General features: G+C 42.8%; 17 protein-coding genes and 1 pseudogene. 8 read left to right on the forward strand and 10 right to left on the reverse strand.

What is annotated here, in order from left to right; translation table 11 throughout:
• Nucleotides 1-176: 176 nt before the first annotated feature.
• The 3 genes and pseudogenes from V7O62_RS05650 to V7O62_RS05660 all read right to left on the reverse strand — a co-directional run bounded on the left by V7O62_RS05650 (nucleotide 177) and on the right by V7O62_RS05660 (nucleotide 3,245).
• Nucleotides 177-2,402, reverse strand: coding sequence for an NADP-dependent isocitrate dehydrogenase (locus V7O62_RS05650; RefSeq protein ID WP_406658034.1), 2,226 nt, complete (start codon nucleotides 2,400-2,402; stop codon nucleotides 177-179).
• Nucleotides 2,403-2,592: 190 nt separating this feature from the next.
• Nucleotides 2,593-2,894, reverse strand: a pseudogene (locus V7O62_RS05655) (isocitrate/isopropylmalate family dehydrogenase); the annotation flags it as partial.
• A 120-nt stretch (nucleotides 2,895-3,014) separates the two neighbouring features.
• A complete protein-coding gene (locus V7O62_RS05660) occupies nucleotides 3,015-3,245 on the reverse strand; it encodes a hypothetical protein (protein ID WP_406658035.1) in 231 nt (76 codons plus the stop codon).
• Between the two features lie 100 nt (nucleotides 3,246-3,345).
• Between V7O62_RS05660 and V7O62_RS05665 the strand changes: the two genes are divergently transcribed.
• Nucleotides 3,346-4,188 carry a TatD family hydrolase gene (locus V7O62_RS05665; RefSeq protein WP_406658036.1) on the forward strand — a complete coding sequence of 281 codons (843 nt, stop codon included), beginning with the start codon at nucleotides 3,346-3,348 and terminating at the stop codon, nucleotides 4,186-4,188.
• Between the two features lie 22 nt (nucleotides 4,189-4,210).
• On the opposite strand, the gene V7O62_RS05670 is transcribed toward V7O62_RS05665, so the two are convergent.
• From V7O62_RS05670 to V7O62_RS05685, 4 genes are all read right to left on the reverse strand, one after another.
• Nucleotides 4,211-5,530 (reverse strand): glycerate kinase, encoded by a 1,320-nt coding sequence (locus tag V7O62_RS05670; protein ID WP_406658037.1) that lies wholly within the window; start codon nucleotides 5,528-5,530, stop codon nucleotides 4,211-4,213.
• A 38-nt stretch (nucleotides 5,531-5,568) separates the two neighbouring features.
• A complete protein-coding gene (locus tag V7O62_RS05675; protein ID WP_406658038.1) occupies nucleotides 5,569-5,997 on the reverse strand; it encodes a YbhB/YbcL family Raf kinase inhibitor-like protein in 429 nt (142 codons plus the stop codon).
• A 42-nt stretch (nucleotides 5,998-6,039) separates the two neighbouring features.
• Nucleotides 6,040-6,171: a hypothetical protein gene (locus V7O62_RS05680; RefSeq protein ID WP_406658039.1), complete on the reverse strand. Its 132-nt coding sequence runs from the start codon at nucleotides 6,169-6,171 to the stop codon at nucleotides 6,040-6,042.
• 139 nt (nucleotides 6,172-6,310) lie between these two features.
• The gene (locus tag V7O62_RS05685; RefSeq protein WP_406658040.1) at nucleotides 6,311-6,610 is read right to left on the reverse strand and encodes a PspC domain-containing protein; all 300 of its coding nucleotides are present in this window, start codon (nucleotides 6,608-6,610) and stop codon (nucleotides 6,311-6,313) included.
• A gap of 409 nt (nucleotides 6,611-7,019) precedes the next feature.
• Here V7O62_RS05685 and V7O62_RS05690 point away from each other — a divergent pair, with 409 nt between their 5' ends.
• Together V7O62_RS05690 and V7O62_RS05695 are read left to right on the forward strand one after the other, a co-directional pair.
• Entirely contained in the window at nucleotides 7,020-7,451 is a 432-nt protein-coding gene (locus V7O62_RS05690) for a MarR family winged helix-turn-helix transcriptional regulator (protein ID WP_406658041.1), read from the forward strand.
• The gene (locus tag V7O62_RS05695) at nucleotides 7,448-8,806 is read left to right on the forward strand and encodes an MATE family efflux transporter (protein WP_406658042.1); all 1,359 of its coding nucleotides are present in this window, start codon (nucleotides 7,448-7,450) and stop codon (nucleotides 8,804-8,806) included. Before V7O62_RS05690 ends, V7O62_RS05695 begins: the two co-directional genes overlap by 4 nt.
• Nucleotides 8,807-8,903: 97 nt before the next feature.
• Here V7O62_RS05695 and V7O62_RS05700 read toward each other — a convergent pair whose 3' ends face one another.
• The gene (locus V7O62_RS05700; RefSeq protein ID WP_406658043.1) at nucleotides 8,904-9,167 is read right to left on the reverse strand and encodes a hypothetical protein; all 264 of its coding nucleotides are present in this window, start codon (nucleotides 9,165-9,167) and stop codon (nucleotides 8,904-8,906) included.
• A 143-nt stretch (nucleotides 9,168-9,310) separates the two neighbouring features.
• Nucleotides 9,311-9,667 (reverse strand): winged helix-turn-helix transcriptional regulator, encoded by a 357-nt coding sequence (locus V7O62_RS05705; RefSeq protein ID WP_406658044.1) that lies wholly within the window; start codon nucleotides 9,665-9,667, stop codon nucleotides 9,311-9,313.
• A 91-nt stretch (nucleotides 9,668-9,758) separates the two neighbouring features.
• On the opposite strand from V7O62_RS05705, the gene V7O62_RS05710 reads away from it, so the two are divergent.
• The 4 genes from V7O62_RS05710 (at nucleotide 9,759) to V7O62_RS05725 (ending at nucleotide 12,200) form a co-directional block, all read left to right on the forward strand.
• Nucleotides 9,759-10,418: an NAD(P)/FAD-dependent oxidoreductase gene (locus V7O62_RS05710; protein ID WP_406658045.1), complete on the forward strand. Its 660-nt coding sequence runs from the start codon at nucleotides 9,759-9,761 to the stop codon at nucleotides 10,416-10,418.
• A 102-nt stretch (nucleotides 10,419-10,520) separates the two neighbouring features.
• Nucleotides 10,521-10,826 carry a CGGC domain-containing protein gene (locus V7O62_RS05715; RefSeq protein ID WP_406658257.1) on the forward strand — a complete coding sequence of 102 codons (306 nt, stop codon included), beginning with the start codon at nucleotides 10,521-10,523 and terminating at the stop codon, nucleotides 10,824-10,826.
• 18 nt (nucleotides 10,827-10,844) lie between these two features.
• Nucleotides 10,845-11,213: an ATP-binding protein gene (locus tag V7O62_RS05720; RefSeq protein WP_406658046.1), complete on the forward strand. Its 369-nt coding sequence runs from the start codon at nucleotides 10,845-10,847 to the stop codon at nucleotides 11,211-11,213.
• A 6-nt stretch (nucleotides 11,214-11,219) separates the two neighbouring features.
• The gene (locus V7O62_RS05725; RefSeq protein ID WP_406658047.1) at nucleotides 11,220-12,200 is read left to right on the forward strand and encodes a formylmethanofuran dehydrogenase; all 981 of its coding nucleotides are present in this window, start codon (nucleotides 11,220-11,222) and stop codon (nucleotides 12,198-12,200) included.
• 35 nt (nucleotides 12,201-12,235) lie between these two features.
• On the opposite strand, the gene pyk is transcribed toward V7O62_RS05725, so the two are convergent.
• Entirely contained in the window at nucleotides 12,236-13,675 is a 1,440-nt protein-coding gene (gene pyk, locus V7O62_RS05730; protein ID WP_406658048.1) for a pyruvate kinase, read from the reverse strand.
• Between the two features lie 166 nt (nucleotides 13,676-13,841).
• Here pyk and V7O62_RS05735 point away from each other — a divergent pair, with 166 nt between their 5' ends.
• Entirely contained in the window at nucleotides 13,842-16,889 is a 3,048-nt protein-coding gene (locus V7O62_RS05735; protein WP_406658049.1) for an FAD-binding and (Fe-S)-binding domain-containing protein, read from the forward strand.
• The last annotated feature ends 2 nt before the right edge of the window (nucleotides 16,890-16,891 follow it).

A 16,891-nucleotide genomic window follows, 5' to 3' on the forward strand; every position in this document is an offset into this window, starting at 1 on the left:
TAAATAATGAATTTATATCCACCCGGTAATACTTAGTTTAATGGTATGATAGAAGACGCATCTGTCTTTCCAACCTAAGCAGAAGCGAAAGCCTTAGCTCCCTAATCACATTGATTATTTAGATACTAAAAAACCCCGGCCGAAACCGGGGCTTTCTTTTTGTTTCCACAATAAAATTAAATTGAATCGATAATCCCATTCAAAGTCGCACTAGGTCTCATGGCATGGGATTTCAACTCCTCATCTGGAGCATAGTATCCTTTGATATCCATAGCTTTGCCCTGAGCTTCTAACAACTCATTGGCAATCTTCTCTTCATTTTCCATCAGAGCTTTAGCTACAGGTTCAAAAATCGCTTTTAATTCACTATCTTTCTCCTGATCAGCCAGAGCCAGAGCCCAATACATTGCCAGATAAAAATGAGATCCCCTGGTATCAATCTCATTCACTTTTCGGGAAGGTGATTTTCTGTTTTCCAGGACCAGCTCTGTCGCTTCATCCAATGTTTCTGCTAAAACCAGAGCTTTAGGATTGTCAAAACTGTTGCCCAGATGCTCCAGAGAAACAGCTAAGGCCAGGAATTCTCCCAGGGAATCCCAACGCAGGTGACCTTCCGATTCAAATTGCTGTACGTGTTTGGGTGCCGAACCGCCGGCACCTGTCTCGAAAAGCCCACCACCATTCATTAGAGGAACGATTGATAGCATTTTCGCACTGGTTCCTACTTCCAAAATAGGAAAGAGGTCTGTCAGATAATCTCTCAAAACATTTCCAGTCACAGAGATTGTATCTTTGCCTTCTTTAATTCTCTCCAATGAAAACCTGGTCGCTTCAACGGGAGCTTTGATCAATAGTTCCAGGCCATCAGTATCATGATCTTTCAAGTATTTGTTCACTTTTTTAATGAGCTGTGAATCGTGAGCTCTTTTCTCATCGAGCCAGAAGACTGCAGGATTGCCTGTCGCTTTGGCTCTTCTCACGGCCAGTTTGATCCAGTCCTGAACGGGTGCGTCTTTCACCTGACACATGCGGAAGATATCTCCTTCCTCTACCGGCTGTTCAATGAGTACATTATTGTTGTCATCGATAACCTGGACTTTTCCTGTACCAGTCATCTCAAAGGTCTTGTCATGTGAGCCATATTCTTCAGCTTTTTGCGCCATAAGCCCCACATTGGAAACGCTTCCCATTTTTGATGGATCAAAGGCACCGTGTTTTTGACAGAACTCAATAGTTTCCTGATACACTCCCGAATAAGAGCGGTCTGGAATTATGGCTTTCATATCTTTCAGTTTCCCGTCTGGTCCCCACATGCCACCTGATGAGCGGATTGCTGCAGGCATGGAAGCGTCGATGATAACATCGCTGGGAACATGGAGATTGGTAATTCCCTTATCGGAGTTAACCATAGCCAATGCCGGTCTCTTAGCATACACAGCTTCTATATCTGCTTTGATTTCAGCCTGTTTGTCTTCAGGCAGATTCTGGATTTTTGTATAGAGATCTCCAAGCCCCTGGTTGGGATCTACACCAAATTCTGAAAGCAGATCACCATATTTATCAAATATCTCTTTAAAGAAGACCTTAACAACATGACCGAAAATAATAGGGTCAGAAACTTTCATCATTGTCGCTTTCAAATGAACGGAGAATAAGACATCTTGAGCCTTGGCATCTTCTATCTGTTCAGCCAGAAATGCCTGAAGCGCTTTTTTGCTCATAACAGCTGCATCAATGATTTCTCCAGTCTGAAGAGAGGCTTTGTCTTTTAATAGTGTTTTATTACCAGCATCATCTGTAAAGATAATTCTGAAATTGGTAGCCTCTTCAATTTCAACAGATTTCTCACTGCCATAAAAATCTCCGCCGGTCATGCTGGCTACATGGGATTTGGAATCGGACTTCCATTCTCCCATGTAATGGGGATGTTTTTTCGCATAATTTTTTACAGCTTTAGGAACTCTGCGGTCAGAATTCCCTTCTCTCAATACAGGGTTAACAGCACTGCCCTTGGCAATATCGAATTTCGCTTTGATCGCCTTTTCTTCATCATTAGAAGGATCTTCGGGATAATCGGGCAGATCATATCCCTGAGCCTGGAGTTCTGCGACTGTCGCTTTGATCTGGGGAACTGAAGCGCTGATATTGGGTAGTTTGATAATGTTGGCTTCCGGAGTTAAGACCATCTTTCCCAATTCGGAAAGGGCATCGGAAATCTTCTGGTCCTCTGTCAGTCTTTCGGGAAACTGGGCAATGATTCTTCCAGCCAGGGAGATATCCCTCGTTTCCATAGTGATTCCGGCGTTTTTCACATAAGCCTGTACAATAGGCAGGAACGAACTGGTTGCCAAAGCCGGAGCTTCATCGGTTTTCGTATAAATGATTGTCGATTTCTGTGCCATGTCAATCCTTTTCTCTGTAAATTAATATTGCTCAAAATCAATACGTTTTTTAACGAAATGTAATTTGACAGAAAACAAATAATTTTTTAAGAGTTCCTTTTTTCAGTATTAACTATATCCCCGAAGTATTGTGCGAGGGGACAAAATTTGGACTTCTTCAAAATTAAGCGTACACTTTTTTCACGTTATATATATCCCTGAAGTTTGCGTAGAGGTCGTATTTCTGCCTGATAGATATTGCTATACTTCTTGGAGCTCCAACTACACCAGGTGTAGTTGTTGGTTCCTTGTAACATGCGTCTGAGCTTTCAAGGAGATCCCATGCCTCATCAGGGATAAGTGAGTCATCCCGTTATCTTCCCACCATGTTGCTCCTGCATCACATGTGATGAACTCCACTTCGCTGTTTGCAGCGTTTGCTACTTTGAGCATTGCCTCTACAAGATCCGGGGCAACTCCGTAGCCTTTAATAACTGCTGCTGCTTTACTCATATTCTCACTTTCCAATAAATTGTATAATCATGAAGGGCAAATTGCTTTATTAACGACTACATCATATATATAGGCCATACCTGAAGGAGAAACAGGCAAAATTTTCCCGCAGATAAGAGGTTAGCTCCCGAGGGAATCAGTTGATTTTGCCAGTAAAACAAGTCTTCTGATAGTAACCAAAAAAACAAAGATAAAGCTGATTAAAACAATGATTAATAGGGTAGCTCTTTCAGAGGACACATCCCCATAGACCAGGCTTGCAGAGACAAAAGAAATTATGAGTATTTGGCCCACCAGTGATAGCAAGCTGAGCTTGACTTCCCTGTGCTTCAGGAATAATTCTACATTCATGAAAAAGTATTCACATCATAATCATTTATAAATAATCACTCGCCAGTTTTCGTGAATTAAACCGTATCGCTTTAGATAAAATAAGAGCATAAATGCTAATATGACACACAGTTTCCCCATCACAGATGAACACATGCACATTGATCCCCGTGCAAAGGGGCTAAAAGCGGTCAAGGAGTTCCAGAATGCGGGAGGAACCCACATATTCCTGGTAATGAAACCGAGCTGGACCCTTGGTATCAGGGTTACAAAGCCTGAAGACCATATAGCTGTCTTTGAGGAAACAATCGATATCTCAAAGCAAATCAACGAGACAGGAATCACATCTTTCCCTGTACTGGGAGTTCATCCTGCGGAGATAACAAAGCTTACAGAGTATATGGATCTCAAAAAAGCTGTTGAAACCATGAAAGGTGGATTGGAGATAGCTGCAGGTTATGTCGAAAGAGGACTGGCTGTCGGATTGAAAAGTGGAAGACCGCATTACCCTGTTTCCGAAGAAGTGTGGGATGCCTCCAATGAGGTTATGGAATATGCTTTCACACTTGCTTCAGATCTGGACTGTGCCATTCAGTTACATACTGAAAGTGTAGGTGAACCCGAACTGATCGACATAACCGAACGAGCTAAGAAGACGGGTATAAGGCTGGATAGAGTTGTCAAGCATTATGCTCCACCTCTGGTCAACGTGTGTGAAAGGCTGGGCATATTTCCCGGAGTGCTTGCAGGCAAGGGAGCTATTGAAGAAGCAATTGAACAGGGTACTCGTTTCATGATGGAGACAGATTACATTGATGATCCCGAGAGACCGGGGGCGGTACTCGGACCAAAAACAATACCCAAAAGAACCCTAAAGCTTGCGGCTGAATTTGGAGAAGAGCCATTCTGGAAGATTCACAAGGAAAACCCTGAGAAAGTCTATAGTGTGGACATCGAAGTGTAAAATGTCATGTATTTAAACAGGCTCATTTGACAAGCAGGATATATACATCCATCACATTCGTGCCCGTGGGACCGGTTATCAATAAATCTCCCAATTCTCTGAAATACTCATATGAATTATTCTGCTGGAGCATCTCCCTTACATCTATATGGAGGTCTCTGCCTTTCTCAATAGTATAGCCATCAGCAAAAGCTCCGGCCGCATCTGTCGGACCATCATTTCCATCCGTTCCAGCAGGTAAGAAAAGAATGTCTTCCAGCCCTTGTGCTTCAATTGCAAAGGAAAGCGCCATTTCCTGGCATCTGCCACCCTGGCCTTTTCCCCTGATTAGTACAGTTGTCTCACCACCGGCAAGAATACAAGCAGGAAGTGGTAGTGGTTCGGAATTTTTCCTTTCTTCCCTTGCAATAGACGCAAAGACCTTTGCAATTTCCCTAGCCTCGCCTGTCAGTGATGAAGTAAGCAGCAAGGTATTGTATCCCAGTTCATTTGCCCTTTTCCCTGCTTCCTGCAGGGAGAGGGAATTATTGCCCACAAGGTAATGGTAACATCTTTGGAAGATCGGATCTTCATGATTGGGAGTATCTTCCACTACACCCTCCAGCCCGTCTTCCAGCAAACCCTGTACTGCCGAAGACAGGTTCAAATTGTATCGTGTCACTATTTCCTGGAAATCATCAAATGTGGAACTATCGGGAACCGTGGGACCTGATGCAATCACATCAAGTGGATCACCCACAACATCGGAAAGAATAAGGCTTATTGACTCCGAAGGATAGGCCATTTTTGCAAGTCCCCCGCCTTTTACTGCAGAAAGATGTTTTCTTATTGCGTTAATCTCTTCAATGGTCGCACCGACTTGCATGAGTTTATCGGTCAGGTGAACAATATCAGACAGAGAAATGTTTTTTCGAGGGAGAGTCATCAATGCCGAACCCCCGCCGGAAATCAGGAAGAATACAAGGTCTTTGGGACCTGTTTTTCTGAGAAAGGTACTAATGTGCTTTGCTGCAATCACACCATTTTCATCAGGAATAGGATGACCTGCTTCCATTACTTTCACTGTTTTTAAGGGACCAACAAATGCATATTTTGTGACTGCACAACCATCTGAAAGTTTGTCCCCTAATATTTCCTCAAGGGCGCGTGACATTGCAACCGAAGCTTTCCCAAAGGCAATGAGATAGATGTTTTCGTAAGATGAAAGGTCAAACTGTTTTTCACCAACATACAGGAAATTGCCATCCTTTCTCACAGACTTTTGAATACAGTTGTATGGATCGACTCCCGAGATTGCATTTGAGACAATTTCTTTTGCATCGGAGATCAAGTCATCTGGCATAAAATTACCTCTTAATCAGATAGAATGAAACAAGGTAACTAAGCTCTCCCGTATCTGCCCATCAATTGCCCTTCCGAGAGAACATGACCTTGCATAGCTTTTTCCAGCTCATCGACCTTTGATCCGCTTTCCAGATTCAATTCGGTGTCAAGGGCAAAGACCCTGAAGAAATATCTATGAGTTCCAGAAGGTGGACACGGGCCATTGTATGAAATTTTACCAAAACTATTCCTGCCTTCTACTCCAGGTACACTGTTTTCATCTATGCCTGGCCCAGGCGTGATGTTCCAAACAATCCAATGGAAAAAGTCACCAGAAGGAGCATCCGGATCTACAACTATCAATGCCAGACTTTGTGTTCCTTCAGGAATATCCCAAAACTCCAGAGGAGGGCTTGTATCCTGCCCATCACAGGTATATTTTACCGGTATCTTTCCCTCATCTTCAAAAGCATTACTTGTAATCATAATGTCATCTACCCCGGAATGATTTAACTGTGTATTTCCATCCTACTCATTTGCCAGGCCATCCGAATTTTCCGGAGATTCATTATTGTTATCTGTAGCACACCCAGCAGCCAAAATCACAAATGTCAGGATAATAAAAAGAATGATATGTCCTGAAAAGCTACTGGATACCATTTTGTTTCCCCTGATCGGATATGGACACACCTACCGATCTTTGCTACAACCAGGTATACTAGCTATTTATTATTTTGTACTGCAGACGCAATGGCGGATAAAAACATGTAACGAGCTAAAACAGAGCTCAGGACAAGCCTTACTGTTCCTCTTCTTTCTCATCTTTCTCTTCTTCAGGACGCTGTACTTCCCGGGGAGCCGGTGCTTCTTCCTCCTTAGGAATGATAATCCATGAAAGTAAATAGACTATGACGCCTACACCAAAGCTGATTAGCGTTCCAACAGCCCATAGTAAGCGTATTACAACAGGGTCAATACCAATGTACTCACCGATACCACCACAGACACCTGCTATCATCTTGTTGTCGTTTGACCTTCTCAAATGTTTCCCCATACTGTCACTACCCCCGTAGTTAATCATGTATAACTTATTATCCATTAGTAGTTTAGCAAAAGTTCACATATAAACCTTGTGTGAACTCCGGGAGTTGCATTATGATCTTTTTGATTACGTGTAGCTGCTTGAGATGTAGCTTCAACTATGTTGTCGTAGAAATCAGATACTTATTCGAATTTGAAATCCCGGTTTGAGAATATTATTGGACAATTATTCGGCTGAAAGAGCAGAATGAGGGTAAAACTCAATCAGTCGCAAAAAGCTAAATGATTCTTATTATATTATCGGCTTTATCGCAGAAGACTGTAGGATAAATAAAAAGCGGAAAGTTATTTTTAAAAATATTCAGAGAAGAAAAGTGCTGGTAGTTAACAAAAAAGCATATTTTATACTTCATTGCTGCCATAGTGCTTTCATCAACTTTATATGTTAGTTAGCCTAACTATATATCATGTCTGCGCAGCTTTCGTTTGAAAAAGTTGATAAGTACTATCAAAATATCCTGACTAAAAATAAAATGCTTGAGACGTATGCTGACGTGAGCTTTAACTCTCTGTTATATCTTGAAAACGTTCAATCACTCACGAACCCTACCATATCAGAGCTTGCATCTGCAATGAATGTGAAGAAACCTTCTGCAAGCAATATGGTGAAAAAACTTGCTGACATGGACCTTTTAGAGGTCAAGCGCTCAGACATTGATAAACGTGTCTCTAAATTGAGTCTCTCTGCAAAAGGAAATGAATTGGTCGAACAATTCAGATCTGCTGATGAGAGGTTCTTTGAAAAGATCGAAAAAATCCTTGATTACCAGGAGTTTGAGGTCTTCGTGGGCCTCTGGGAAAAGATAACCTCAAATCTAGAAGAGGAAACAGGAAAATGAATAATGATGATGAATTAGCAGTTGAAAGTGTGAACAAATTATTCAAGAAGTTCACTTTTCCTGCGGTTGTAGGCTTCATTATTGGTGGTATCCAGATAATCATAGACGGATATTTTATCGGTAACGGTGTTGGTACTCTTGGACTTGCTGCAGTTACCCTTGTATATCCCATCCTCATTGCAACTTTAGCAATAGCAATGATGCTAGGTATCGGTTGTGCCTCACTCGTGGCGCTTGAACTCGGAAGGGGAAACAGGAAAAAAGCTCATCGGATCGCCTTGAATCTTTTACCGATGATGGTTGTTGTAGGTGCTTTCTTTGCTATTATAGGCATATTCTTCACAGAGCCTCTATTGAGAATGGTAGGCGCCACTGGCATCGTTTTCGACATGGCAAACGTTTATCTCAGTATTATCCTCATTGGTTCAATCTTCTTGATTGCAAGTATCGGTCTCGATCCTTTGGTTCGTAATGACGGCAAGCCATCTTTAGCTATGAAAGTAGCGGCATTAGGCGCTGTGACAAATATCGTACTTGACTATCTATTCATTATGCAATGGAATATGGGAATGCAGGGTGCTGCAATTGCTACAATAATCGCTTTTGGAGTTTCTGCTGTGGTATTCATATTGTATTTCTTCAGCAGCCATGCAAGAATGAGACTTCGTCTTTCTGATATGAGTCTTGATCTTAAAATGATGGCAGGGATATTGAAGACCGGTTTTCCAACTTTCGTCATGCAGACATCTCTTGCAGTGCTTATTCTGGGTTACAACTATATGCTCCTGAAATATGGTTCCGAAGTTGCAGTATCCTCTTATGGGGTAATCGAATATTCTTTCTCGATTTTCTACATGATATTCGAGGGTATCTCTAATGGCGTTCAGCCAATAATCGGTTTCAACTATGGTGCAAAACTTTATAATCGAGTTTATAGTGCGATTCGGATGGCGATTATTGCCTGTCTGTTAGTGGGTCTTTTTGGTTTTAGCTTGATGTACACTTTTCCAGAACCAATCATCCAGATTTTCAATCGCAACGATCCGGAACTACTGGCAACGGCAACAGAAGGCATGAGAATATTCATGTTCGGAATTATTGTCGAAGGTATTATCATAGCCTCAGCGGTTTATTACCAATCAGTGAACAAGGTAAAACCTTCACTGTTCATTCAGTTCGGTAAGATTTTCATTTTCATCCTACCCTTACTCTTCATGCTGCCACAATACTACGGTCTTACAGGTGTGTGGATGGCAAACCCGATCGGACAGTATTTGATGTTCTCATTCGTAGTGTTTATGCTCATAAAAGAAGCGAAATTCCTCAAAAATCCTTCAATAGAGTCTGTCAAATGACAAATATGTACGTTTAAATGTTATCAGCTACTGAGAATATGCTATTTTTCATATGCAGCTTAGCACTATAGATGTATGAAAAATTTGAAAGGACTGATTAAGAGGACTCATTGGAATATTTCAGTAAACGAAAAAGCCCTCTGGATGGTTTGTAAACTTTGTCAGGATATTTTTCGACAAGTTTCCAGATACATCCGTTGACGGTTTTCGGATGAAAAGAGGGATCAGATTCAGCAATCATTGAGAGCAGTTCTGACCAATGCAAACCCTGTGGATTTTTCTCCAACAATTCAAAAGCTTTCGCATTTATGCGTTCAGTGACTTTGGATGATTGCATACTTGGCTTTGGCGTTTCTACCATTGCTAAAGTTACTTACTTTTGCATCAATAAATGTTTTGTTGAAAGCCAGCCTGAATTAAATGCACATCGTAATTAGGAGAAGAAAATCTAAAGACGTAGTTTTCTGGGAGAACTATTTTCTGCAGAGCATATAAACAAAAAACTTATAAATGGCAAAGCCTGCAATTTGAGTTCTCACATTCATCGTTCTCATATTTCCATTTAAGGCCCCATTTTTTGATATTCTGAATAACCCTGATAAAATCTTCGCCGCCTTCAGTCAAAGAATATTCACTTTTAATGGGAACTGTAGAATCATCGATCTTCTTAACAATAAAGCCCTGTTCTTCCAGTTCTCTCAACCTTATAGAGAGAGTTTTGGGAGTAACATCCTGCAATTTATTTTTCAGTTCATTAAAACGCTTTTGCTTTTTCTCACCCTTATAGAGCTCAAGCAGGATGCACAGGGACCACTTCTTGCCGATGATATCCACCGTCTTATAGATCGTACAGTCTTTCATGATATCTAATTGGAAACCATACAATATATAAGGCACTATCCATAATATATCAGGGTCCAGAGATTTATAATGGAATAAAGGAGTGACATAAATGGCAAAAGATTTACTTGAAAAGGGAGCGATCCTGCAGAGAGACAAGGAAACATATGCAATAGCACCACACCTTCCAGGAGGGATTGTTTCAGCAGAACACCTGAGGAAGATTGCAGACGTTGCGGAAAAATATGATGCTGCAACATTAAAAGTTACTTCATCCCAGAGGGTAGCCATTGTAGGTTTGAAAGAAGAAGACATTGATAATGCCTGGGACGACCTTGGGATTAAACCAGGTGCAGCTATCGGAATTTGCGTAAGGAGTATCAAAATCTGTCCAGGTACAACATTTTGTAAGCGTGGACAGCAAGATTCCGTAGGTCTCGGACTGAAACTGGACGAAATATACCATGGAATGCCACTTCCGTCCAAGTTTAAGATGGCTGTCTCGGGTTGTGCAAACTCATGCTCAGAACCTGCTATAAAAGACATAGGCATCATGGGTACACCAAAAGGATACACCGTCATGGTTGGAGGAAATGCAGCTCTTAAGCCAAGACTTGCTGACGTCATCGCAGACGAACTGAACGAAGATGAAGTTATGGGATTGGTGGACAAAATCATCAGTTTCACTAAAACCAATGGTTCCAAACACCGTCTTGGAAGAGTTATTGACGAAATGGGCCTTGACAAGTTCAAGGAAGAAATCGGATTGTAATAACCTTACAATTCCTGACATTTTGGGGGATTTCCCCCTTCTTTTTCTTAAAACGAGGTTGATACTATCGAAGATGCTGAAAAAATAACAAGGATTGCTGTTATCAGATGCGACATCGTTTCCGAGGCATGTCCGGGAGTCGGATGTTTTATGGCATTTAACAAACGGAACATGCACTTCAAGGAATATGATGATAAAGCTGAAATGGTAGCCTTCTTCACGTGTGGAGGATGTTCCGGGCGCAGAGTATACCGCCTGATAAAGTCTCTCAAGAAGCGTGGAGTTGATGTAATCCACCTCAGTTCATGCATGCAGATGGACAATTATCCCAGATGTCCTCATATAGAGGAGATAAAAAAGACTATCACCGATGCAGGAATAAAAATCGTTGAAGGAACACATCACTAATATCCAGGTGAGAAAGTAATGAAAACCAGAACAATAGTCAAAATAGATGAAGAGAAATGTAACGGATGCGGGCAATGTATCGCCCCCTGTGCTGAGGGAGCAATAGAGCTTGTCAATGGCAAGGCAAAGGTAGTCTCGGATGAACTCTGTGATGGGATGGGATTCTGTATAGGAGTATGCCCGGTAGGTGCAATATCTGTTGAGCAGAGACAAGCTCTTGAATTCAATCCTGAAAAAGCCGAAGCACAGCCAAAGAAGACAGATGTATCTATACAGTGCTTCAAATGTGGCTGCGGAGAAGAAGAATCCTACCTCCTTCCTGCAAGGCACAATATGGAAAGCATCTGGGTATGTACAAGATGCCTCCCACAATTGATACATGGATAAGGTTGTATGGGAATCAATATCGAGCTAAAAGAAACAGCAGATTACTTATGTGACTATACTTTCAATTTTCACTGGCACAACCAGACAATTGATCCCGGCGACAAGATTCCTTTCCAGGAAAACACCAGGTATAGTTACAGTGAAATTGTTGAGGCACTGAAAGCCGGAGACGATATCCATATTAAAGGAGATGTCGGCAAGAATTTTGCCTATAGTATGGGAGCAGACCTCAGGCATTTCGGCGGAAGCGGGGATGCCGAAAAGGCAGGAAACATATTTGTAGATGGAAATATTGGCCCTGAGGCTGCCATGGGCATGGTCTCGGGCTCACTCTATGCCAGTGGCGAAATTGAAGAACCATTTGGGAACATCATTGAAGTGTTATCAGACATTGAAGGCTATCGCAAATTTCGCTCCATCACGGACATAGCCTGCAATGGGCCGGGAAATGACACACTGGTTTCAAATGAATATAATTCAAGCGACAGAACACTTATACTAAACGACGGCCTGTTGCGGGGAACAATCGGAGCACGCTGCTATAATCCCGTGAAAATTATCGTGGAAAATGACACCCATAACGGCACAGGGGTGCTAATGAAAGGAGGTACGGTTATTGTCCACGGAAATGCAGGAATGAATACCGGCTCACACCTGTATGGCGGCAAAGTTGCAATACATGGCAGTGTAGGAGAGTTTGCAGGTGCTTATATGAAGGCTGGGGTACTGGCATTCCATGAAGCCAAGGGATTTATTGGTGCAGGCATGGCAGGTGGCAGTATTTATTCTAAAAAGAAAGCAAAAACCAGCTCTCCTGCTGCAAAAGTCAAAATGAAGGGCGAAGACAGTGCTCTTATGAGAAAGTTAATGGGAGCTGGCAGAGTAGAGTCCATGCTCTACAACAAGTATGAGGTTGAAGAAGAAAAAGAAAAATTCATGGAAGTCCGTATGCGTGACGGATCAATAGTCATGAGAAGAATTGACTGATTCCATTCATCTCATTTTAACCATACTGTCCAGGTTCATTCGACTTCTATGAATTTGAGAAGATTAGTACCTCCGGCATGACCTCGACCCGATGGCTGACCTCTTGTGAGGATAATCATATCTCCTTTAATGACTACTCCTGAATTTTTTAAGAAGCCTGTAACCTTGGATTCCCAATCATCAACGTGTTCCCTGACAAATGTAGGATATACAGCATACTGTAATCCAAGCTGTTCACAGGTTTCGGGATAGCGGCTAAAAGCAAGTATCCAGCGATCAGGCCTGAAACGGGATATATTCCTTGGTGTTTTTCCGGATACTGTCGGAGTAACGACACATTTGATAGGAAGGTTCTGGAGGGCATCATTCACCTGTATGGAAATCATGTCCTCAACACCCGGATGCATACGTCGCAGGGCCTTTTTCATCAATTCAATACCTTCCTTGGTATGACTTCTCCAGGCTTCAGTCGACTTTGCAATCTCCACCATCATCTGCACTGTTTCTACAGGATACTTTCCCACTGCGGTCTCAGCAGAAAGCATGATGGCATCGGTACCGTCAATAATAGCATTTGCTACATCCGTAGCCTCTGCTCTCGTAGGACGTACATTCTCAATCATAGACTCCAGCATCTGGGTAGCAGTGATAACCGGCTTACTAAGCAAATTGGCTTTATGTATGATTTCTTTCTGAACAACAGGCACATTCTGTATGGGAATCTCCACACCCAGATCTCCCCTGGCGATCATAATACCGTCACTTTCCTCTATGATTTCATCGATGTTATGGACAGCATTTTCGCGTTCAATCTTGGATATAACGAAAATATCTTTTCCTTTGCTGGCTGCATATTCACGTAGTTTCCTGACATCTTCTGCGGATTCTACAAAAGACACACCAAATATATGCAGACCTTCCTCAAGAGCAAAGTCAACGATCTCAAGATCCCTTCCGGTTATAGGATCAATGAATATCTTTGCACCCGGGATATTAAGTCCTTTATTTGAAGAAAGAGAACCTCCGACAATCACCTCACAGTGAACCTCTTCCTCCTGAATATTAGTGCATTTCAAATGAATGAAACCATCATTAAGATATACCGGTTTGCCAGCCTCTACACTCTGCGACAACCTCGAATAGTTTACCGGAATTAATGATTCTGTACCCAGTACATTTTTTGTTGTAAGAATTGTACGGTTACCTTTTTTCAAAAACACCGGTTCCTTTTCAAATTTACCAATTCGCATTTTCGGACCGGGTAAATCAGCAAGTATTGTAACAACTTTATCAAGTTCAGAACTTAGTGATCTTATCCTGTGGATCACCGCGCGCTGATCTTCCAGATTGCCGTGGGAAAAGTTCAGCCTTGCTACATTCATACCGTTCATGATCAGCTCTTTCAGGACTTCCTCTGAGGAAGAGGCAGGGCCAATCGTACACACGATCTTTGTTTTGTTCTCAGGCAGGTGCATGGTTATATCGTTCCTCGGTTACTCCCGTTTTTTACTATTATAGAACTGATCAAATTAAGGTTTATTCCGCAGTATTCAAGCGTCTTTATATAAACGCGATTTAAATGATTAATTATCAAGAATTATTATGAACATATAAAATAATATTAATTATTGGAGTGTTATAATGGTAAATACGGTTTATGAACTTGCGGAAGGACAAAAACAAGAGCTTTTATCCTTATTCGGAAAAGGGGTTAATTTCAAGGAAACGGAAAGGCACTACTACACTCACGATGTAGGTGCATTGCCGTCACTTGTAAGAAAAATGCTTGGCAAGACAAAACCTGCTGCAATCGTGAAGGTTACCAACGAGGAGAAAGCAGTCGAGCTGATGAAATTTGCACGCAAATACGGTATCCCTGTGGTGCCAAGAGCAGGTGCATCCTCCGGTTATGGCGGAATTATACCTACAAAGGGGGGCATTATTGCAGATGTTACTCCCATGAGGAAGATCATCAATGTCGATAAGGACGGACATCTTGTAACGGTGGGAGCAGGCATCATATGGTATGACCTGGAAACTAAGTTGAACAGGGAAGGACTTGCCGTGCAGGCTGTACCCTCCAGTGCACTTTCGGCAACCGTGGGAGGATGGCTTGCCCAGAACGGAGTCGGTTATGGAAGTTATGAGTACGGATGGTCACAGGATACTATGGAGTCTGCCAGGGTTGTGCTTCCAAACGGCAAGGTCGAAGAGTTTTCCGGAGAAGAACTTGATAAGATCACCGGAACAATGGGAACTACAGGTATCATCATAGAGGTCACACTGAAAATCAGGGACTACGAGAAGACAAACGCCATGTCAGCAGAGTTTCCCGATGCTAAAGGCATGAAGGAAGCTATCAGAAAAGTAGGGGAGAAAAATATCCCTGTCTGGGCCATCTCATTCATTAACCCACAGTGGGCCGATATGAAAAATCGTGCGCCTTACAAAACACACTACGGAGAGACAGTCGAAAAACACAGGCCAGAGCTTCCTGAATCCTATATATGTAACTTTGCGTATCCAGAATCAAGGAATGTCAGCGGGCTTAAAGAGATAATTGAACAGGCAGGAGGAAAGGTACTGCCTGAAAAGATTGCAGAGCATGAGACCCAGGAATGGTTCAGGTCAATGAAGGTTAAGAGACTTGGACCATCATTCATTCCTGCCGAAGTGGTTGTCCCGGTAGATAAGATTGACACAATGTTCAGGGAGATTTACGATAAGATTGGCCTTCCTGTGCTTGTTGAAGGAATGGTCACAAAGGGTGACGAAGCTGTCATGCTCTGTTTTATGCCGCACTCTGAAACGTCTTTCAAGTATAACCTTGCATTTCCGCTTGCTTTGAGCATAGTCAAAATTGCCGAAGAGAATGGTGGAAGAATATACTCCTCTGGACTGTATTTCTCAAAACAGGCAGAGAATGTTTTTGGCAAGAGACTCCCTTCCATTGAAGAATTCAAAAAACAGGTTGATCCTGATGACATAATGAATCCTGAGACCCTTACAGGCAAGTCGATGCTGAAGACAGGACTTTCCTTTGCAAAAGCCTTTGAGCCCATCACCCGTGCAGTGGGAAATATGTCAGGGGTAGGAAAACAGGAGTTCAGGGAAACAAAAGGAATTCCCGGGGATGTTGTTTCTCATGCATATACCTGTGCACAGTGCGGATACTGCGTGAATGAATGCGACCAGTACTATGGCAGAGGATGGGAATCCCAGTCACCAAGAGGAAAATGGTTCTTCCTCAAGGAATATTTTGCAGGCAGGATGGAACTTAACCAGGAGCAGGTTGATACTTTCCTTGCATGTACTACCTGTGAGATGTGTGATTACTATTGTCAGCTTGACCTTCCGATCGAGCGTTCATGGATGACACTAAGGGAGAATTTTGTCCAGAAGAGAGGCATGATGACTATCCCTCCCTTTGAGATCATGGCACAGAGCCTTGATAATCAGAGGAACATATGGGCCAGTTACAGGACTGACAGGGACAAATGGATGCCTGATGATATTCGTGAAAAGGTGAAAGATAAAGCAGAAATTGCCTATTTCGCAGGATGCACTGCATCCTTTGTGGAAAAGGATGTTGCAGTGGGAACCGTAAGATTGCTTGACGATGCAGGAATCGACTTCACATATCTTGGAGATAAGGAAGCCTGCTGTGGTATACCGATGCTTGTGGCAGGAAAATGGGATGTCTTTGAGAGAATCCTCAAAATGAATATCGCCAACATGCAGAAGAAGGAGGTTAAGACCGTTGTCACTTCATGTCCTGCATGTCTGCTCATGTGGAGGACAATCTACCCTCAGTGGGCTGAGAAACTTGGTATGGACTTTGACATCGAAGCAAAGCACTACTCTGAAGTTCTCATGGACAAGATGGATATCCTGAAGCCTAAATTCAAGGTACCTCTGAACAAGACCATTGCATGGCACGATTCATGCCATATTGGCAGGGCCGGTGCCGGAGTCTACGATGCCCCACGCGAACTGCTCAAGGCAATTCCTGGTGTTAAGTTCAGGGAAATGGAGCACAACCGTGAAAAAGCTCTCTGCTGTGGTTCTGTGGTGACGCTTATTGATGAGCCGGATGTTGCCGGTAAAATCGGTAATGTACGCTTGCAGGAGGCTGCAGACCAGGATGCAGACATTATGGCTGCACTATGCCCGTGCTGCCTTGTCCAGTTCAGGATAGCTGCGAAGGAGAACAATGTGAACATGGAAATTCAGGACCTTGGTGCGCTTGCCGCCCGCAGTCTCGGTTATGATATCCCGGATTCTACAAATGATGCACTTGTTGCCTGGGCAACTTTCGACAAGATGATAGAACTCATGGTACCTGAAAACATGACGGAAATGATGGTTGAACTGCTACCTGATATGATAGATGCTATGCCTTCATACATGCAGGCCATGATGAAGACAGTAAAGTATGTGCCAGGTATGGACGCTCTCATGACACCAATGATGCCAAGGATGATGCCGCTGCTAATGCCATCCCTTATGCCCAAGGTGATGCCAAAGATGCTGAAGGCTGTTGAGAAAAGAGTGCCAATGCCGGATCATATGAAGGAGCAGATGCCTGACCTCATGCCTGCGGCCATGGGGAATCTGATGCCCAACATGCTTCCGCAGATTGCACCGCTTCTGACCCCGAAGATGATTGAGTATATTAAAACGCACTGAAC

The organism is Methanolobus sp. ZRKC2 (assembly GCF_045291185.1).
Lineage (GTDB): Archaea > Halobacteriota > Methanosarcinia > Methanosarcinales > Methanosarcinaceae > Methanolobus.